Here is an 18,316-nt window from a genome sequence, read left to right on the forward strand (position 1 = left end):
AGACCATGGCGACTTCCGGTCTACTCCGATGAACGGACATTCTCAGGATAGGCAGGCATGTCTCAAAGGTGCCAAAAGCACTCATGACCTTCAGCTTCGGCAGATCGGCTTAGCTTTGTGAGATTATGGCGCGTTGAGATACCATCAATTGAAAAAGTGCCGAATGAACTGTCGCGCCCGCCAGCACGCCTAGGACGCTAGGAACAACTAAAGTGGCGGTCAAGAAGATCAACGACGCTCCCCAAAGCAAGGTTAGGAGCATGAGGTATTCTCCTCTCGAACGATTTGCTGTTCGTTGTCGTTCAATCGCCTGATCGCTTGGATACCATTGTAAGGACGCGATGAAGGTCAGCAAAAACGTAATCGGATTGGCAATTGCCAGAATTAGACGTAGGTCCGCCTCGTCGAGCGGAGCGATGAATGGATGGTAGTGGCCAAGCGCGACCATGATCGCCGCAACGCTGACGAATACGATTATCAGGTTGAGCACGTATCCACCTAAGACCGCGTTCCACGCCGAGATCACGTCTGTGGCTTTGACGATGCTCGACCCGAACAAAAATCGGTTTAGCACTTGACACATCATTCGCATAATATTCGCCAACTGAATGCACGACGCACGCTACACGGTCTGGATAACCCTCCGCGAAACTAAACCATTCAACTTTTAGAAAACCGATAATGAGGGTTTTGCCCAAGCCTCGACGAATGTCTGCTTTGGGTCTCATTTTCGGAAGTCAGCACTCGCATTGGCGACTTCCGATCTTCCCCCAGCAACGGACTTCACTTGTCAGATCGGCCATTTCTCAAAAGTGCCAACAACGGAAGTGTCCTTTGACAGTCTGGCGTCTAGTTGAAGCCCCTGACCATGCTGTCCTTCTTCCACAGCGCCTCGTCGTAGTCAGCTTCCGATAGCAGCCACTTCAATTCGTCGTGGTCTTGAAGCCGCGCATGGACACGAGCTTTTCCTCACGAAATCGGAGAATGAGCCAAGCGGTCTCATCGAAACCGTTTGCGAGCTTTCCGGCATGAAAATACAGCATCTGAGCAGCTTCCGACTTCGACGGCGGTCCCAGCGCCGTGACGACCTCCTTACGCGACATACCCAAATGCAGCTTGCCGTCGAAGACGACGGGCGAGAACTTTTCCGGGATGATGGCGCAATCGGTCGAGGTCTCGGTGTCTTTCTCGGTGAGCTCTTCAACGATCTCTGTGACGCGACGGTCCGGGCCGCCCATCTCTCCGTGGGACACGACCCATAATCGATGCTGCGCGCGCCTATAACACAGCCAATAGATGCTACCTCCAGCGTCGCCCTGGTGTTGAATGGTCCCTTCGCCCACGGCTTTGCGGACCGCGCCGAGCCGCGTCTCCTCGAAGCGGCCGGCGAATGCGCCTAGCGAAAAGCGGGTCGCCAATCTCTTCACCACCGTCGGCGGCACGCGCTCGAACGCATGTTCGTCGACTGGCGGCGGCGGTGTCTGCGCGGAGCAGTCGTTCGCGGGGATCGCGAAAAGGAGAAGCAGCAAGAAGAGCGTCTTTCGACCATCAACTCCGAATTGCCTTGCATTGGAGATTGAGCGCTTCTGCAATAGCTCCTTTCCCCTGGCAAGGATGGCGTCAACATCGAGGTCTTTGACGCGGCCAGCCGCTCTGTCCGCCAGTCCTTTATAAATTCGAGCCATGTCAGCGCCGCCCCGTCATCTTGCTCAATTCTTTCGATACGCGCTTCACAGCCGTCGGGCCGTCTGGATCGGACGGAGCGAGTTGAGCGTGCATCTTGAAGTCGGCCAATGCCGCTTGCAGACTGCGCTTCTTCTCCCACGCCATGCCGCGGTTGTAATAGGCTTTGGCAATTTTCGGATCGAGCCGGATCGCCTGGCTAAAATCCGCGATGGCCCGGTCGAGGTCGCCCCTGTTGCCCCAGGCGCTGCCGCGGTTGACGTAGGCGCTCCCATATTTCGGATTGAGCTCGATCGCCTGGTTATAGTCCGCGATGGCCCGGTCGTATTTGCCCCCGGCGCTCCAGGCGCTGCCGCGGCCGTAGTACGCTTCAGCATCTTTCGGATCGATCTGGATCGCCTGGTCGAAGTCCGCGATGGCCCGGTCGAGGTCGCCCTTGGACCCCAAGGCGCTGCCGCGGTTGAGGTAGGCAACCCCGTATTTCGGATTGAGCTTGATCGCCTGGTTATAGTCCGCGATGGCCCGGTCGAAGTCGCCTTTGTGGAACCAAATGTTGCCGCGGTTGCTGTACGCAGCCGGAAACGTCGGATCGATCCGCATCGACTCGTTGTAATCAGCCACTGCGCGGTTGGGATCGCCCTGTGCCTGGTACGCCCCGCCGCGACGCGTATACAGCCGCGCGAGGTTTCGCCCGGTGTATTGGTGCGAATCGATGGCGCGCGAGCACTCTGTGACCGCGAGGTCATCTGACAGTTTTATGCAGAAATCCAACTCGTCTGCGGCTGCCACTCTCGGCAACCCGGCGAGAACCACCACGGCCATGCATGCTAACAACCGGTATGTTGAGAAGCGCATCTGCATCGCACGTGGTCTCCGCACGTTGGTCGGAGCAGCCGGAACAACCGACCGCCATTCTCCGGACGTTCATTTGCTTAGTCGGGTCTCAGAACAAATGGTTCATCAGCGATGATTGGACGCTCGGTTTCCGCACAAAATGGCTGATTTTAACCGGGGCGCTCGCCCAAGGTGCGACAAAACAACCCGACGGGCAAATCAGTTCTGATTTACGGAAATCGTGTCAAGCAGAAAATTTCTGTAAATCGAAAATATTTCTGTTGTCGGTCGACCCAAATCAGTGCGCATCTATCGCCATCCCGTCCTGGTCAGAAGGGCGTCGGCCGTCGTCACGGACGTTGGGCGGGTTGCGGTGGACGCTGGTTTACGCTGAGACGACGGCGTGGATAAGCGTACGGCAAAACCGTGTGGTCCTGGCGCCCGTTGCAGGCGTCAAGTTGTCGGGTAGGCGAGAGCCGAACGGCAGCGACGGAGTCAACCAAGAACTCGTCTCCGGGGAGAGCACGGCATAAGCCGTAAAGCCATTGCGCAGGGAAGGCCGGGTGTCCACCGCTGCCCTGTATGCTCGTGTGCAGCCTACTTAGTGCAAACCGCACACGGGACCGCGGGTGCAGCGCGCACCCGGTCTTCCCTGCGCCCTCTATTTGAAGGGCAGCAAGTTTCTGGCAAAGCTCGGGCGCAATTGCGTCGCGGGAAGGCGAAGCCACGTTTTGAATGATTGCGCGTCTACAATCACCGCTGTCGTCCCGGGCTTGACCACAGATGCGCAATTGCGCATCTGAGCTCAAGGCCGGGACGACGGATTGGTTAGCTGTTTGAAAATTGAATCAGAGCATCTCGCGACGGACCTGTTTCGCGCCGATCGCCCCAAACAAAAATGCCGGCGATCGCTCGCCGGCATTTTGTACTTGGGACGATCCGCCGGCTCAGGTCTTCTTCAGCAACGGGCAGACGCTCTTGTCGAGCGGAATGAAGGCTTCCTCGGCCGGGATGGTGGCGACGAGGTTGTAATAGTCCCACGGATATTTCGAATCCGCCGGCTTCTTCACCTCGAACAGATAGGCCGGATGGATCTTGCGGCCATCGGCACGAACCGTACCCTTTCCGAACAGGTCGTCGTCAGTCGGCATTTCCTTCATCTTGGCGACCACCGCGCGGCCGTCATGCGGGTTGCCGCCGAGCGCTTCGAGCGCCTTGAAGTAATGGATCAGCGAGGAATAGACGCCGGCCTGCACCATGGTGGGCGGGCCTTTCTTGTGCTTTTCGATGAAGCGCTTGGTGAAGGCGCGGGTCTTGTCGTTGGCGTCCCAATAGAACGTCTCGGTGAAGTTCAGGCCCTGCGCGACCTTCAGCCCGAGCGCGTGAACGTCAGTGATGAACATCAGCATGCCCGCGAGCTTCTGCCCGCCGGAGACGATGCCGAACTCCGCCGCCTGCTTGATCGAGTTGGTGGTGTCGCCGCCGGCATTGGCAAGGCCGATGATCTTCGCCTTCGAGCTCTGCGCCTGCAGCAGGAAAGAGGAGAAGTCGGCATTGTTGAGCGGATGCTTGACGCCGCCGAGCACCTTGCCGCCATTGGCGGTGACGACCGCAGCCGTATCGCGTTCGAGCGCGTGACCGAAGGCGTAGTCCGCCGTCAGGAAGAACCAGCTGTCGCCGCCGGACTTGACCAGCGCCTTGCCGGTGCCGTTGGCCAGCATCCAGGTGTCGTAGACCCAGTGAATCGTGTTCGGCGAGCATTGCGCGCCGGTCAGATCCGACGACGCCGAACCGGAGTTCAAATTGACGACGTTCTTGTCCTTGGCAAGGTTGGAGATCGCAAGGCCAACGCCGGAGCTGGCGAGATCGACGAACACGTCGACCTTCTCGACGTCGATCCACTGCTTGCCGATGTTGACGCCGACATCAGGCTTGTTCTGGTGATCCGCCGAGATCAGTTCGATCTTCCAGCCCTTCGCCAGCAAACCGGAATCCTCGATCGCCATCTGCGCGGCGACGCTGGAGCCGGGGCCGCCGATGTCGGCGTACAGGCCCGATTGATCTCCGAGGCTTCCGACCTTGACGACCTTGTCGAGCGTTTGCGCAAACGCTGCACCTGCAAATACCAGGCTCGTGGTCATCACCAAAGCTGCAATGGATCGCTTCATTTCCCCTCCAAGGAATCGTAAGGATATTTTTGAATGTTTGGCTAAACTCGCAGCGCCATTATGCCCGGCATCGTGTTCGCCGCCTAGCTGCTGCGATGGATCGTGCGTGCAGGGAATATTCCATGTCGCGGTGAATTCCGGGCACGCGCCGGCGCTGCATGCCACTGAAACGCAAAACGTATCGCGTCGATCAGCGCGGATTCAAAATCATCCCGCCCTGGAATAGAAGGCCGTAGCTCGGAGGCATCGTACGGCCGCGAAGGTCACCGTCATCCCGGCAATCACGCGTTACGCCTGCAACCGTATGCCGCGCCACGGTCAGCTCTCTTTGCCCCATGCCGCAGTCTGCCCATTTGGCGTCAGGTACGGGGCGTCTCCACGCATTGCGACGAGGTCAAGCTCGATCAGTTTCGCCAAATGATCCTTGTTGAACGATCGCCTTCCGGCAATGTCCCGCAACGTCCATCTGAGATCGACCGCGTCGAGCCCGAACTGCGCAAGCGGATCTGCTTCGTTGCTCATGTCGCTTTCTTGCGCGAGGGTTGGCTATCGCCAGAAATAGCGGATGCCGACATAGACGACAACGAGGCACGCAAAGATCAGCGCCACCGGAAGCCGCGGTTTTGCCTGCGGTCCTGATGCAGCGGCCTTTGGCTTGGCAGGCGGCCGGCGAAAGGCGGTGACGTTGCCGGTGTCGGCAGCGGGATCGCTGGAGCGCGCGGGAATTTCCGGCGGGGTTCCGGCGCCGCCCATCTCCGCATAATAGCTCTTGTACATCAGCTGGATGGTCGCCTCGGAAGCATCCGCATCCGTCATCTTTTCGAGCAGCTGCCTGTAGCTGACGAGAAAACCTTGCGCCTCGGCGGGCAGGGCGGAAGCGCCGTTGAGCTTGGCGAGCATTTTCCAGGTGGCAAAATCCGCCCTCGCGCGGGTGTCGGCGCGTCGTGCGATCAACATGTCGGCAGCTTTGATCACCATGGCTCCAAGCCAACTCCTCCGTATCCGGCGTTCTCTATCTAAGGTTTATGCGTTGCCCGTGATAAAGAGAAGCGCACGGATCACATAGCCGGTCAGTGTCCGCAGTATTGCCGAAATAACATCAAGATTTAGGCCGAGCTGGCTGCCCAGGATCGGCAGCAGGATCAGGAGGCCGATCAGGATCAGCATGCCATAGGGTTCCAGCCGCGACAGCGGGTAAGCCAGCACCCGCGGCAGCAGCCCCACCGCGACCCTCCCGCCGTCCAGCGGCGGGATCGGCAGCATGTTGAAGATCGCCAGCACGATATTGATCAGGAACGCATTTTTGAGGTTGTCCGCGGTCCATTGCGCCGCATTCGCGGGCACCAGGGGCATGATATGGAAGGCAAGGGCCACCAGCACGGCCAGGACGATGTTGGTGGCCGGGCCCGCCAGCGCGACCCAGACCATGTCGAGCCGGGGATGGTTCAAATTGCGGAAATTCACCGGCACCGGCTTGGCGTAGCCGAACAGGAACGGCGAATGCGACAGCAGCAGCAAGCCGGGGAGAATGACGGTCCCGAACGGGTCGATATGCTTGAAGGGGTTGAGGCTGACGCGGCCGAGTTGCCAGGCCGTGTTGTCGCCGAGGCGATAGGCGGCAAAGGCGTGGGCGGCCTCATGCAGGGTGATGGCGAGCAGGACCGGCAGCACCCAGACCGATATGGCGTACAATGAGATGTTCAATCGATCTGCCCCGATTCACGCGCTGTGCTGGGCTCAGCCTAGCACGTCGGCGTCACTGGGGAACCGTCTCCTGGTATTGCGGTAGGCCGTCGTCGAGTCGCACCCAATCGACCTTTTCCGAGACCCAGATGTGCTCGGTCGGCGCAAAGGTGTTGCGGTCGTCGAAGGCGGCAAGCGCGACGCCGACCACCGTGCCGTTGGTTCGCCGGGAAAACAGACGGGTGCCGCAGGCCTTGCAGAACATCCGGTCGAGTGCGTCCGAGGATAAATAACCCGCAGTGTCGCCCTCGACCGTCAGCGCGCGCTGGTCGAACAGCGCGCGGGCAAAGAATGGCGATCCCATCGACTTCTGGCAATTGCGGCAGTGGCAGATCCGGATATTGACCGGCTCGCCGTCGGTCTTGAACCGGACCGCGCCGCACAGGCATCCGCCTTCCCGGATCGTGCCCATTTCAATAGGTGGCCCGGCCGCCGGAAATATCGAACACGGCGCCGGTTGAGAACGCGCAGTCTTCCGACGCCAGCCACGCCACCATCGACGCTAACTCCTGCACCAGCAAGAAGCGGGCTTTCGGGATTTTCGCCAGCATGAAATCGATGTGCTGCTGCGTCATCTGATCGAAGATCGCGGTCTTCGCGGCCGCCGGCGTCACGGCGTTGACGAGAATATCGTGCGCCGCCAGCTCCTTGCCGAGCGATTTAGTCAACGCGATTACACCGGCCTTGGACGCCGAATAATGCGCGGCGTTCGGATTACCTTCCTTGCCGGCGATCGAGGCGATGTTGACGATACGGCCGTATTTGTTGGCGAGCATCGCCGGCACCACGGCCTTGCAGCAGATGAAGGGACCGTCGAGGTTGATGGCCATCACCTTGCGCCAGTCTCCGAGGTCCATCTCCCAGACGGTCTTGTTGGCACCGGTGATGCCGGCATTGTTGACGAGGATGTCGATCTTGCCGAACGCTTTCAGCGTCGCCTCGCGTGCGCTTTCGACGGCGGCCAGATCCGAAACGTCGACCTTGAATGCCCTGACATTGTCGCCGATTTCCTTGGCCGTCTTTTCCGCGAACGGCAGGTCGTTGTCCCAGATCGCGACTTTCGCGCCGGACGCCACGAAGCGTTCGGTGATCGCGCGGCCAAAGCCCTGCGCGCCGCCGGTGACGACGGCGCAGCGGCCGTTCAGATCGATCTTGTTCATACCGGAATCCCTTGATCGCGTGGCCGTTAGAGCATGTAGCCGCCATCGACGACGAGGTCGACGCCGGTGGTGAATGCGCTTTCGTCGCTCCCAAGATAGATCGCCATGGCCGCGATTTCCTCTGCGGTACCGAGGCGGCCCATCTTCTGGCGGGCAACGAACTTCTCGCGTCCATCCGGGCCGGCGGCGGCCGCGCGATCGAGCATCGAAGGCGTCTCCACGGTGCCGGGGCAGATGCTGTTGCAGCGGATGCCCTGATTGATGAAGTCGAGCGCCACCGCGCGCGTGAGCAGCGAAACCGCCGCCTTGGACGCACTATAGACATAACGGTTGGCCGGTGGCCGCAGCGCCGCGCAGGACGAGATGTTGACGATGCTGCCGCCGCCGCCCGCGATCATGGACGGCAGAAACGCCTTGATGGTCCGGTGCATGGATTTGACGTTGAGGTCGAACGAGAAATCCCAGTCTTCTTCCGAACACTCCATGATGGTTCCGTGGTGCACGAAGCCCGCGGCGTTGAGCAGGATGTCGATCTTTCCAACGCGCTTGGCGAAAGCGTTCACATCGGCGGTGCTGCGAACGTCGAGCCGTGCCGTCTCGGCAATGCCTTCCTTGCCGAGGGTGGCGATGCCGCTTTCATTGATGTCGGTGGCGATGACGGTGGCGCCTTCACGCGCGAATGCAATTGCGCAGGCACGCCCGATGCCCGCCGCCGCGGCGGTGACGACAGCGCGCTTTCCCTTCAGTCGATCAGACATCTTCTTCTTCCTTTGAACCTTAGCGAATTATCTTCGGTGTCATACGCGGGCTTGACCCGCGTATCCATCTTCTCAAGAGGGATGGATTGCCGGGTCAAGCCCGGCAATGACATTGCAGCTTAATGATTATCCCGCGCCACACCGACCGTGCCGGCGATGTCCTGATAGCGCGTCGCGAACTCCATGCAGGCGCCGGTGGCTTGCTGGCCGACGGTCGAGCGATAGAGTTCCTGCCACGGCGTCTGGTTGGCCGGATATTTGAACCCGCCATTGGCCTTGAGATCGGCATGGCGCTGCTTCAATTCGGCGTCCGGGATCAGGATATTGGCGGAGCCCTTGTTGAGGTCGATGCGAACCTTGTCGCCGGTCCTAAGCACCGCAAGCCCGCCATTGGCGGCGGCCTCCGGCGTGGCGTTGAGGATCGACGGAGAGCCCGAGGTGCCGGACTGCCGGCCGTCGCCGATGCAGGGCAGGGACAGGATGCCCCGTTTGATCAGCGCCGCCGGCGGCTGCATGTTCACGACCTCGGCGCCGCCGGGATAGCCGATCGGACCGGTGCCGCGCACGAACAGGACGCAGTGCTCGTCGATATTGAGCGCGGGATCGTCGATCCGGTCATGATAGTCCTCGGGACCCTCGAACACGATGGCCCGGCCTTCGAAGGCGTTGGGATCCTTCGGATTGACCAGATAGCGGTCGCGGAATTCCTTGGAGATCACGCTGGTCTTCATGATCGCGGAATCAAACAGATTGCCGCGCAGCACCAGGAAGCCGGCGTCCTTCACCAGCGGCTTGTCATAGCTCCAGATCACGTCGCCATCGGGCTTGGCCGCCTCGCGGCAATTCTCACCCATGGTGCGGCCGTTGACGGTCTTGGCGTCCTCGTGGATGCGCTTGTGCGCCATCAATTCGCGTACCACGGCGGGCAGACCGCCGGCGCGGTGGTATTCCTCGCCGAGATAGAAGCCGGCCGGCTGCATGTTCACCATCAAGGGAACGTCGTGGCCATGCTTCTGCCAGTCGTCGATCGACAATTCGACGCCGATATGGCGCGCCAGGGCGTTGATATGGATCGGCGCGTTGGTCGAGCCGCCGATCGCCGAATTCACCACGATGCAGTTCTCGAACGCCTTGCGGGTCAGGATGTCGGACGGCTTGAGATCCTCCCAGACCATCTCGACGATACGCTTGCCGGTCTCGTAGGCGATCTGGCCGCGCTCGCGATAGGGCGCGGGGATCGCCGCACAGCCCGGCAGCGACATGCCGAGCGCTTCCGCCAGCGAATTCATGGTGGAGGCCGTGCCCATGGTGTTGCAATGGCCGACTGAGGGCGCGGAGGAGGCCACGATATTCATGAACTGCTCGTAGTCGATGTCGCCGGCGGCCAGTTCTTCGCGCGCCTTCCAGACCACGGTGCCCGAACCCGTGCGCTTGCCCTGATGCCAGCCGTTGAGCATCGGGCCGCCCGAGAGCACGATAGCGGGCAGATTGACGGTCGCGGCCGCCATCAGGCACGCCGGGGTGGTCTTGTCGCAGCCGGTGGTCAGCACCACACCATCGAGCGGATAGCCGAACAGGATTTCGACCAACCCGAGATAGGCGAGGTTGCGGTCGAGCGCCGCGGTCGGGCGCTTGCCGGTTTCCTGGATCGGATGCACCGGGAATTCCATCGCAATCCCGCCGGCCATACGGATGCCCTCGCGCACCCGGTGCGCCAGTTCGAGATGGTGGCGGTTGCACGGCGATAGATCGTTGCCGGTCTGCGCGATGCCGATGATCGGCTTGCCGGACTGCAGTTCTTCCCGGGTCAGGCCGTAATTCAGATAGCGCTCCAGATAGAGCGCGGTCATCCCCGGATTGTGCGGGTTGTCAAACCACTCGAGGGAACGAAGCCTCCGTCCCTTGCCATTGCTGGCACCATTGTTGTCATTTTTTTTCATTGGTTCCTCCCGCGCTGCAAACTGTCTCGAAATTCTCTTGGGCGGCTCTCATCACGGCAGCGATTTCCACCATGCTCAAAATTTCATCCGCTGCAAACGCGGCCGCGCATCCAATTCATGACTCGCTTGTTCGATTCTAGTTCGCGCCAAAAGACAGCGCTACCATTTTCTATGCAACCCCGCATGAGCCCCGCGAAACAAGGCTCAAGCCGTCTGCGGCGTCGAACTTTCGCGGATCATGAGTTGAAAACCAAGGTCGAGGACCGGTTCCCGCGGCCGGCGACCCTCGATCGCGTCGATCACCATGGTGATGGCGTGGCGGCCCATCTCGTAGCGGTTGGTGCGCACGCTGGTGAGGGAAGGGACGGCGGAAGCCATAAATTCCAGATCGTTGAAGCCGACAATCGCCATCTCGCCGGGAACGGATATCTGGCGGCGTTGGCATTCGAACAGCACGCCGAGCGCAAGGTCATCATTGACGCAGAATACCGCGTCGATATCCGGCGTCTTTGCAATGAGATCGGCGAACAGCGTACCGCCAAGTGTCACGGTGGTCGGCACCGTCGTTGTGACGACGAGGTTTGGATCGAACAGCGAGGCCGCCTTCATGGCGTCGCGATAGCCGTCGAACCGCCGCTGGACGCGGGGATCCATCCGCGCGCCGAGGAAGCCGATGCGCCGGCGCCCTTGCTCGAGAATATGCGAAATGGCTGCAAAACCGGCATCATAATGCGAAAAGCCGATCATCATGTCGACCGGGCTGTCGCCGATCTCCATGATCTGCGCGACCGGGCAATCCATGGTCTCCAGGATGGCGCGGGATTCCGCGGTCTGGTTGATGCCGGTCACGATCAATCCGGCCGGCTTCTGCGCCCGGAACAGCCGCAACATCTTCTCTTCCTGCAGGATGCTGTAGCGCGTATTGGTCAACTGGATGCTGTAGCGGCTCTGCTCGGATGAATCGTAAATGCCACGCAAGACGTCGGCGAACACGCTGTTGGTCAAAGACGGAATCACGACGCCGATGACTTCGGTGCGATGCGAGGCCAGCGCGCGCGCCGCCAGATTGGGCACATAGCCCAGTTCCTTTACGGCGCTGTCGACGCGTTCGCGTTTGGCGAGCGATAGCGCATCCGGGTTTCTGAAGAAGCGGGATGCGGTGATTGGCGACACGCCAGCCAGCTTGGCGACCTCGGTGAGGCGGATTTTGCCAGACTTCGTCGGTTTTCGTGCCATTCCGCGCTCTTACCATAAGAAACTAGACAAATGAACAATTATTGACAGCGCTACCATCGCATTGCTAAAAACCGCCAAACTGCGGATGATAATGCTTGGCTGAATTCGGCTGGATGGCATTAGAGTCGAACAAGACAGCGTGGCGCCGATCTTACATCCGATGGCGTCAGAAAACAGAAATTGAGGGGAGAGAAGTCCGATGTCGTCGGTACAGATTCGCGACGTGCGAAAGTCGTTCGGTAATTTTGAGGTTTTGCACGGCGTTTCGATTCCGATCGAGGACGGCGAGTTCGTCGTGCTCGTCGGCCCCTCCGGTTGCGGCAAATCGACCCTGCTGCGGATGCTCGCGGGCCTGGAAAACATCACCTCAGGCACGATTTCGATCGGCGACAAGGTGGTCAACAATGTCCAGCCGAAAGAGCGCGACATTGCGATGGTGTTCCAGAACTATGCGCTCTATCCGCATATGACGGTCGCCGACAATATGGGCTTCTCGCTCAAGCTGCGCGGCGCCAAGCCTGAGGAGATCTCCACCGGCGTCAAGCGCGCCGCGGAAATCCTGGCGCTGACCCCATTGCTCGAGCGTTATCCCCGGCAATTGTCCGGTGGTCAGCGTCAGCGCGTCGCGATGGGCCGCGCCATCGTTCGCGATCCCCAGGTGTTCCTGTTCGACGAGCCGCTGTCCAACCTCGACGCCAAGCTGCGCGTCGCGATGCGCACTGAAATCAAGGAACTGCACCAGCGCCTGCGCACCACGACGGTCTACGTCACCCACGACCAGATCGAAGCCATGACCATGGCCGACAAAATCGTGGTGATGCATGACGGCATCGTCGAACAGATGGGCACGCCGCTCGAACTGTACGATACGCCAGCCAACCAGTTCGTGGCGGGCTTTATCGGTTCGCCGGCGATGAACTTCCTCAAAGGCAAGGTGAAGTCGAACGGCATCGCCGGTTTCGAAGGGCCGAACGGTGTCAAGCTGCCGCTGATGTCGGCACCGGCCAACTCCGAAGGTAAACCGGCGGTCTACGGCGTCCGGCCCGAGCATTTCACCATCGCCGATGACGGCGCCGAAGCCGAGATCGTGGTGGTCGAGCCGACCGGCTCGGAGACCCAGGTCTTCGCCAAGCTCGGCGGCGAACAGGTCGTCGCCGTGTTCCGCGAGCGACATCAATTCAATCCGGGCGACAAGATCCGGCTGAAGCCAGATCCTGCGCTCGTCCATCTGTTTGACGAGACCACAGGAAAGCGACTGAACGCCTAAAAAACATAATCAAAATCAAATTCACAGGGGAGGATCTACCATGCACGATTTTACTCGCCGCTCGCTGCTTCAAGGCAGCACTGCGCTGGCCGCGGCTGGCGCGCTGACCGGGCCTGCACTGCTGGATTTCGCCAAGGCCTGGGCGCAAGCCTCGCCGTGGAAAGCGGAGCCGGGCGCCAAGCTGACGGTGATGCGCTGGAAGCGTTTCGTGCCGGCGGAAGACGATGCCTTCAACGCCATGGTCGCCGCCTTCAAAGCCGCGACCGGCACCGAGATGAACGTGTTCAGCGAGTCCTTTGAGGACGTGCAGCCGAAGGCGTCCGTCGCTGCGAATACCGGTTCCGGACTGGATGTCGTCTGGGGCCTGCATACGCTGCCGCAGCTGTTCCCGACCCAGGTGATGCCGCTGAACGATGTCGCCGATTATCTCGGCAAGAAATACGGCGGGTGGACCGAAGCCGCGGCTATTACCTGTAAGCAGGGCAACAACTGGCTGGGTATCCCGGTCGCCACCATCGGCGGCTACATGACCTACCGAAAGTCTGCCGTGGACAAAGCGGGCTTCAGCGAGTTTCCCAAGGACTTCCCCGGCTTCCTTGAACTGTGCAAGGCGCTCAAGAAAAACAATACCCCGGCGGGCTTCGCGCTCGGCCATGCGACCGGCGACGCCAATGGCTGGCTGCACTGGATCCTTTGGGGTCACGGCGCCTATACCGTCGACAAGAGCGACAAGGTGATCATCAACTCGCCGGAGACCCTGAAGGCGCTGGAATACACCAAGGCGCTTTCGGAAACCTTCATTCCGGGTGCAGCGTCGTGGAACGATGGTTCCAATAACAAGGCGTACCTCTCGGGCGAACTCTATGTCACCGCCAACGGCATCTCGATCTATGTCGCGGCCAAGGATGACCCGACCAAGAAAGAGCTCACCGAGGACACCTATCACGCGCTGTATCCGGTCGGTCCGATCGGCAAGCCGACTGAACTTCAGCTGTGCGTCCCGATCCTGGCGTTCAAATTCACGAAGTATCCGAACGCTGCCAAGGCCTTCATCGCCTTCATGCTGGAAAAGGAAAACTACGACAAGTGGCTGACCGGCGCGCGCGGTTATCTGACCCACACGCTCAACGCCTACGACAACTCGCCGGTCTGGACGGCAGATCCGAAGAACGCGGTGTTTGGCCAGGCCAGCAAGCGCGCGCTTCCGGCTTCCGGCATCGGTACGCCCGGCGAGAAGGCGGCGACCGCGATCGCCGACTTCCTGGTGGTCGATATGTTCGCGAACTATTGCACCGGCCGTGAGACCGCCGCCGGTGCGATTGCGATCGCCGAACGGCAGCTGAAGCGCATCTATCGCTGATGAGAACAGCTACGGGCGGCACGCAAATGCCGCCCGTAGTTGCCGGATGCTTCGCTATCGAGGACGAGACGGCGCCACGGCCGTTACACTTGCGGGATTTTGTCAATGGCTGACGTCGCCCTCCAACCCCGGACTGCCAGACGGCCGATTCGCGAGGCGTCGAGGTGGGACCTGATCAAGGCCAACCGCAACTATCTCGGCTTCTGGTTCATGCTGCCCGCGATGGTGTTCCTGGTTCTGTTCCTGGCTTATCCGCTGGGGTTGGGAATCTGGATTTCGTTCACCGACGCGCGCATCGGCAGGCCCGGCGCGTTCGTTGGCCTGGAAAACTATGAGTGGCTGTGGGGCGACTCGATCTTCTGGCTGTCGGTATTCAACACGCTGCTCTACACATCCGTCGCCAGCGTCATCAAGTTCGCGATCGGTCTTTATCTCGCGCTGCTGCTCAACGAGAACATGCCGTTCAAGGCCATGCTGCGAGCCTTGGTGCTGATCCCCTTCATCGTGCCGACGGTGCTGTCGGCGCTGGCGTTCTGGTGGATCTTCGATTCGCAGTTCTCGATCATTTCCTGGTCGCTGAAGCAGATGGGACTGATCACCGACAATATCAATTTCCTCGGCGATGTGACCTGGGCGCGGATCTGCGTGATCTTCGCCAACATCTGGCGCGGCGTTCCCTTCGTTGCGATCACGCTGCTGGCCGGCCTGCAGACGGTGTCACCGTCGCTTTACGAAGCCGCGACGCTCGATGGCGCGACCAGCTGGCAGCGGTTCCGGTTCATCACCTATCCGCTGCTGACGCCGATCATTGCCGTCGTGATGACCTTCTCGGTGCTGTTCACGTTCACCGATTTCCAGTTGATCTGGGCGATGACGCGCGGCGGTCCGGTCAATGCTACGCACTTGATGGCGACGCTGTCCTATCAGCGGGCGATCATCGGCGGCGTTCTCGGTGAGGGGGCCGCGATCTCGAATGCGATGATTCCGTTCCTGCTGGCGGCGATCATGGTCTCCTGGTTCGGACTGCAGCGCCGCAAGTGGCAGCAAGGTGAAAACAATGACTGATCTGCCCACACAGAGGCTCGACCTCAAAGGGGTGTTGTCGGGATCGTCGCGAACGGCGGCTGCCGACGATCATTCCGTCGGCATGAGCTATCTGGAGTCGCTGCCGCGGCGCTTGGTGACGCTTTATATGCCGCTGGGGATCATCGTCGTCGTGCTGCTGTTCCCGTTCTACTGGATGGCGCTCACCGCCATCAAGCCGGACGAGCAGTTGCTCGACCTCAATACGTACAATCCGTTCTGGACCTGGAATCCGACGTTCAAGCACATCTACAAGCTGCTGTTCGGAAGCTACTATCCGCTTTGGCTGTGGAACACGATGTATGTGGCGGTCTGCTCGACCGTGCTGTCGATCTTCGCCAGCGTGCTGGCGGCCTACGCCATCGTGCGGCTGCGCTATCGCGGCGCGCAGTGGGTTGGCGGGCTGATCTTCCTGTCCTATCTGGTGCCGCCCTCGATCCTGTTCATTCCGCTCGCGACCGTGGTGTTCCAATATGGGCTGTTCGACACGCCGTTCGCGCTGATCCTGACCTATCCGACCATCCTGATCCCGTTCTCGACCTGGCTGTTGATGGGCTATTTCAAGACCATCCCGTTCGAGCTGGAAGAGTGCGCGCTGATCGACGGCGCCAGCCGATGGCAGATCCTGACCAAGATCGTGCTGCCGCTGGCGATCCCGGGATTGATCTCGGCCTTCATCTTCTGCTTCACGCTGTGCTGGAACGAGTTCATCTACGCGCTGACCTTCCTGACTTCGGTGCAGAACAAGACGGTGCCGGTGGCGATCGTCAACGAATTCGTCGATGGCGACGTCTATCGCTGGGGATCGTTGATGGCCGGTGCGCTGGCGGGCTCGCTGCCGCTGGTTATCCTTTACGCCTTCTTCGTCGAGCATTATGTGTCGGCCATGACGGGAGCCGTGAAAGAGTGAGCACGCAGGCCGGAAGCAAGAACTAACAAAAGCCATCGCTGTCGTCCCGGCCTAGGGCGCAATTGCGCTCCGGAGCAGGGACCCATAACCACCGGCAGCAATCGTTGAAACGAAGTCGTCAACCATTTCGTCTCAGTCACATCGGCCGCGGCGTATGGGTCCCGGCTCGAGGCCGGGACGACCAATAATGAAAAAGGAGTAGGTCTTGCACATTCTTATTCTGGGTGCCGCCGGCATGGTCGGCCGCAAGCTGACCGAGCAACTGCTGCGCGACGGCCGCCTCGGCAAGCAAGACATCACCCGCATGACGCTGCAGGACGTGGTGGCACCCACCAAGCCGGCCAGCTCGATCCCGGTCAACGTCGTTGCCTCCGATTTTGCCGATGCCGGCGCCGCCGCGCCGCTGATTGCCGAACGGCCTGACGTGATCTTCCATCTCGCCGCCATCGTGTCGGGTGAGGCGGAGGCCGAATTCGACAAGGGCTACCGGATCAATCTCGACGGCACCCGCTACCTGATCGACGCGATCCGTGCGATCGGCGGCGGCTACAAGCCGCGGCTGGTGTTCACGTCCTCGATCGCGGTGTTCGGCGCGCCGTTCCCCGAAAAGATCGGCGACGAGTTCTTCCATACGCCATTGACGAGCTACGGCACCCAGAAGTCGATCTGCGAACTCCTGATCAACGACTACACCCGCAAAGGCCTGCTCGACGGCATCAGCATCCGCCTGCCGACGATCTGCGTGCGGCCGGGCAAGCCGAACAAGGCGGCGTCCGGATTCTTCTCCAACATCATCCGCGAGCCGCTGGCGGGCGAGGAAGCGGTGCTGCCGGTGACCGAAGACGTGCGGCACTGGCATGCCTCGCCGAAATCGGCGGTCGGCTTTCTCATGCACGCGGGCACCATGGACCTCAATGCGATGGGCGCGCGGCGCAATCTCAGCATGCCCGGGATGTCGGTGACCGTCGGCGAACAGATCGCAGCGCTTGATCGCGTTGCCGGCAAGAACGTCACCGCGCGCATCAAGCGGGTGCCCGATCCGACCATCATCAGTATCGTGAGCGGCTGGCCGCGCGATTTCGTCACCGACCGCGCGCTCAAGCTCGGCTTCACCACGGCCGAGAAGACGTTTGATGACATCATCCGGATTCACATCGCAGATGAACTCGGCGGCAAATTCGCGGCCTGACGTGTCGATAAGCGCTGCCGCATGGATGCGGTCATGACCGGGGTAGCCTGCATCGGCGAATGCATGGTCGAGCTGAAACAGGCCGAGGGCGGCCTGTTTTCACGTGGCTATGGCGGCGACACGCTGAATACCGCCGTGTATCTTGCCCGGCTTGGCGTCGGCACGGATTACATCACCGCGCTCGGCGACGATACGCTCAGCGACGAGATGATTGCGGGCTGGGCCGCGGAGGGGGTCGGCACCACGCGTGTGTCGCGGTTGCCCGGCAAATTGCCGGGCCTCTACATGATCCAGACCGACGACAAGGGCGAGCGTCGTTTCTTTCACTGGCGCGAGAGCGCCGCCGCACGCAGCCTGATGGATCTGCCGGAGACAGCGGATATCCTGGAGTCGCTCGCGAGTTACGACATCGTCTACCTCTCGGCGATCACGCTGTCGCTTTACAACGACGCCGGTCGCGGGCGGTTGTTCTCGGGGATCAAGCGCGCGCGGGAAAGCGGCGCGCGTTTTGCCTTCGATACCAACTTCCGCGCCCGCGGCTGGCCGGATCTGGAGATAGCCCGCACCGTTTATCAGGACGCATTCGATCTCGCCGATATCGTCTTGGCCTCGTCCGAGGATTTGCTACCGCTCTATCCCGGCGAAACCAACGAGGATCTGCTGGCGCGCATTCCGGGCGGCGAGGTCGTGCTAAAACTTTCCGAACCCGCGAGCATCCTTCGTCTCGACGGCGTTTTGCATCGGACCCGGGCCGAGCCACTGACGAAACCCGTCGTGGATACCACCGCGGCCGGCGACAGTTTTGCAGCCGCCTACATTGCCGCACGGCTTGCGGGTGCCGGGCCGGTTGAGGCCGCGCGGGCCGGGCACCGTCTTGCCGGCGTTGTGGTATGTCACCCCGGCGCGATTATTCCGCGCGCGGCGATGCCGGCCTGATATCGTTGGCACACCAGTAACCTAACCTTTCGCAAGGCGTCCCCATGAG

At 60.8% G+C, this 18,316-nt stretch carries 18 protein-coding genes; 6 read left to right on the forward strand and 12 right to left on the reverse strand.

Annotated features, from left to right (window positions below; all coding sequences use genetic code 11):
• Nucleotides 1–109 precede the first annotated feature (109 nt).
• The 12 genes from JQ574_RS07340 to JQ574_RS07395 form a co-directional block, all read right to left on the reverse strand.
• Nucleotides 110–574 carry a hypothetical protein gene (locus tag JQ574_RS07340; protein WP_212207408.1) on the reverse strand — a complete coding sequence of 155 codons (465 nt, stop codon included), beginning with the start codon at nucleotides 572–574 and terminating at the stop codon, nucleotides 110–112.
• A gap of 349 nt (nucleotides 575–923) precedes the next feature.
• The gene (locus JQ574_RS07345; protein WP_212207409.1) at nucleotides 924–1,685 is read right to left on the reverse strand and encodes a hypothetical protein; all 762 of its coding nucleotides are present in this window, start codon (nucleotides 1,683–1,685) and stop codon (nucleotides 924–926) included.
• Between the two features lies 1 nt (nucleotide 1,686).
• Complete coding sequence (locus JQ574_RS07350; RefSeq protein WP_212207410.1) at nucleotides 1,687–2,544, reverse strand: tetratricopeptide repeat protein; 858 nt, start codon at nucleotides 2,542–2,544, stop codon at nucleotides 1,687–1,689.
• A 920-nt stretch (nucleotides 2,545–3,464) separates the two neighbouring features.
• Complete coding sequence (locus tag JQ574_RS07355; protein WP_212207829.1) at nucleotides 3,465–4,685, reverse strand: ABC transporter substrate-binding protein; 1,221 nt, start codon at nucleotides 4,683–4,685, stop codon at nucleotides 3,465–3,467.
• A gap of 318 nt (nucleotides 4,686–5,003) precedes the next feature.
• Nucleotides 5,004–5,207, reverse strand: a complete 204-nt coding sequence (locus JQ574_RS07360) for a hypothetical protein (protein WP_212207830.1) — start codon at nucleotides 5,205–5,207, stop codon at nucleotides 5,004–5,006.
• A gap of 24 nt (nucleotides 5,208–5,231) precedes the next feature.
• On the reverse strand, nucleotides 5,232–5,663 hold the full coding sequence (locus tag JQ574_RS07365; protein ID WP_249119178.1) for a hypothetical protein: 432 nt from the start codon (nucleotides 5,661–5,663) through the stop codon (nucleotides 5,232–5,234).
• Nucleotides 5,664–5,708: 45 nt separating this feature from the next.
• Nucleotides 5,709–6,389 (reverse strand): site-2 protease family protein, encoded by a 681-nt coding sequence (locus tag JQ574_RS07370; RefSeq protein ID WP_212034184.1) that lies wholly within the window; start codon nucleotides 6,387–6,389, stop codon nucleotides 5,709–5,711.
• Nucleotides 6,390–6,441: 52 nt separating this feature from the next.
• Complete coding sequence (locus JQ574_RS07375; RefSeq protein ID WP_212207831.1) at nucleotides 6,442–6,840, reverse strand: GFA family protein; 399 nt, start codon at nucleotides 6,838–6,840, stop codon at nucleotides 6,442–6,444.
• 1 nt (nucleotide 6,841) lies between these two features.
• Nucleotides 6,842–7,588 carry an SDR family NAD(P)-dependent oxidoreductase gene (locus tag JQ574_RS07380; RefSeq protein WP_212207832.1) on the reverse strand — a complete coding sequence of 249 codons (747 nt, stop codon included), beginning with the start codon at nucleotides 7,586–7,588 and terminating at the stop codon, nucleotides 6,842–6,844.
• Nucleotides 7,589–7,614: 26 nt separating this feature from the next.
• On the reverse strand, nucleotides 7,615–8,346 hold the full coding sequence (locus JQ574_RS07385) for an SDR family oxidoreductase (RefSeq protein WP_212207833.1): 732 nt from the start codon (nucleotides 8,344–8,346) through the stop codon (nucleotides 7,615–7,617).
• A gap of 119 nt (nucleotides 8,347–8,465) precedes the next feature.
• Nucleotides 8,466–10,286, reverse strand: a complete 1,821-nt coding sequence (locus tag JQ574_RS07390; RefSeq protein ID WP_212207834.1) for an IlvD/Edd family dehydratase — start codon at nucleotides 10,284–10,286, stop codon at nucleotides 8,466–8,468.
• Nucleotides 10,287–10,490: 204 nt separating this feature from the next.
• Nucleotides 10,491–11,522, reverse strand: coding sequence for a LacI family DNA-binding transcriptional regulator (locus JQ574_RS07395; protein WP_212034179.1), 1,032 nt, complete (start codon nucleotides 11,520–11,522; stop codon nucleotides 10,491–10,493).
• Between the two features lie 199 nt (nucleotides 11,523–11,721).
• Here JQ574_RS07395 and JQ574_RS07400 point away from each other — a divergent pair, with 199 nt between their 5' ends.
• The 6 genes from JQ574_RS07400 to JQ574_RS07425 all read left to right on the forward strand — a co-directional run bounded on the left by JQ574_RS07400 (nucleotide 11,722) and on the right by JQ574_RS07425 (nucleotide 18,267).
• Nucleotides 11,722–12,789, forward strand: a complete 1,068-nt coding sequence (locus tag JQ574_RS07400) for an ABC transporter ATP-binding protein (protein WP_212207835.1) — start codon at nucleotides 11,722–11,724, stop codon at nucleotides 12,787–12,789.
• 40 nt (nucleotides 12,790–12,829) lie between these two features.
• A complete protein-coding gene (locus JQ574_RS07405) occupies nucleotides 12,830–14,149 on the forward strand; it encodes an ABC transporter substrate-binding protein (RefSeq protein ID WP_212207836.1) in 1,320 nt (439 codons plus the stop codon).
• A gap of 105 nt (nucleotides 14,150–14,254) precedes the next feature.
• Nucleotides 14,255–15,214: a carbohydrate ABC transporter permease gene (locus tag JQ574_RS07410; RefSeq protein ID WP_192739721.1), complete on the forward strand. Its 960-nt coding sequence runs from the start codon at nucleotides 14,255–14,257 to the stop codon at nucleotides 15,212–15,214.
• Nucleotides 15,207–16,142 carry a carbohydrate ABC transporter permease gene (locus tag JQ574_RS07415; protein WP_212207837.1) on the forward strand — a complete coding sequence of 312 codons (936 nt, stop codon included), beginning with the start codon at nucleotides 15,207–15,209 and terminating at the stop codon, nucleotides 16,140–16,142. The genes JQ574_RS07410 and JQ574_RS07415 overlap by 8 nt, the downstream gene beginning before the upstream one ends.
• 205 nt (nucleotides 16,143–16,347) lie before the next feature.
• Nucleotides 16,348–17,331: a D-erythronate dehydrogenase gene (gene denD, locus JQ574_RS07420; protein ID WP_212207838.1), complete on the forward strand. Its 984-nt coding sequence runs from the start codon at nucleotides 16,348–16,350 to the stop codon at nucleotides 17,329–17,331.
• A 33-nt stretch (nucleotides 17,332–17,364) separates the two neighbouring features.
• Nucleotides 17,365–18,267 carry a sugar kinase gene (locus JQ574_RS07425; protein ID WP_212207839.1) on the forward strand — a complete coding sequence of 301 codons (903 nt, stop codon included), beginning with the start codon at nucleotides 17,365–17,367 and terminating at the stop codon, nucleotides 18,265–18,267.
• The last annotated feature ends 49 nt before the right edge of the window (nucleotides 18,268–18,316 follow it).

Source organism: Bradyrhizobium sp. AUGA SZCCT0158 (assembly GCF_018130065.1).
In the GTDB taxonomy this organism is placed as follows: Bacteria; Pseudomonadota; Alphaproteobacteria; order Rhizobiales; family Xanthobacteraceae; genus Bradyrhizobium.

Excerpts from the sequence above, each read along its gene's own strand:
- JQ574_RS07375 (WP_212207831.1), bottom strand. The coding sequence starts at position 6,840 with ATGGGCACGATCCGGGAAGGCGGATGCCTGTGCGGCGCGGTCCGGTTC.
- JQ574_RS07355 (WP_212207829.1), bottom strand. The coding sequence starts at position 4,685 with ATGAAGCGATCCATTGCAGCTTTGGTGATGACCACGAGCCTGGTATTT.
- JQ574_RS07390 (WP_212207834.1), bottom strand. The coding sequence starts at position 10,286 with ATGAAAAAAAATGACAACAATGGTGCCAGCAATGGCAAGGGACGGAGG.
- JQ574_RS07410 (WP_192739721.1), top strand. The coding sequence starts at position 14,255 with ATGGCTGACGTCGCCCTCCAACCCCGGACTGCCAGACGGCCGATTCGC.
- JQ574_RS07360 (WP_212207830.1), bottom strand. The coding sequence starts at position 5,207 with ATGAGCAACGAAGCAGATCCGCTTGCGCAGTTCGGGCTCGACGCGGTC.
- JQ574_RS07345 (WP_212207409.1), bottom strand. The coding sequence starts at position 1,685 with ATGGCTCGAATTTATAAAGGACTGGCGGACAGAGCGGCTGGCCGCGTC.
- JQ574_RS07400 (WP_212207835.1), top strand. The coding sequence starts at position 11,722 with ATGTCGTCGGTACAGATTCGCGACGTGCGAAAGTCGTTCGGTAATTTT.
- JQ574_RS07385 (WP_212207833.1), bottom strand. The coding sequence starts at position 8,346 with ATGTCTGATCGACTGAAGGGAAAGCGCGCTGTCGTCACCGCCGCGGCG.
- JQ574_RS07395 (WP_212034179.1), bottom strand. The coding sequence starts at position 11,522 with ATGGCACGAAAACCGACGAAGTCTGGCAAAATCCGCCTCACCGAGGTC.
- JQ574_RS07380 (WP_212207832.1), bottom strand. The coding sequence starts at position 7,588 with ATGAACAAGATCGATCTGAACGGCCGCTGCGCCGTCGTCACCGGCGGC.
- JQ574_RS07425 (WP_212207839.1), top strand. The coding sequence starts at position 17,365 with ATGACCGGGGTAGCCTGCATCGGCGAATGCATGGTCGAGCTGAAACAG.
- JQ574_RS07350 (WP_212207410.1), bottom strand. The coding sequence starts at position 2,544 with ATGCAGATGCGCTTCTCAACATACCGGTTGTTAGCATGCATGGCCGTG.
- JQ574_RS07415 (WP_212207837.1), top strand. The coding sequence starts at position 15,207 with ATGACTGATCTGCCCACACAGAGGCTCGACCTCAAAGGGGTGTTGTCG.
- JQ574_RS07365 (WP_249119178.1), bottom strand. The coding sequence starts at position 5,663 with ATGGTGATCAAAGCTGCCGACATGTTGATCGCACGACGCGCCGACACC.
- JQ574_RS07405 (WP_212207836.1), top strand. The coding sequence starts at position 12,830 with ATGCACGATTTTACTCGCCGCTCGCTGCTTCAAGGCAGCACTGCGCTG.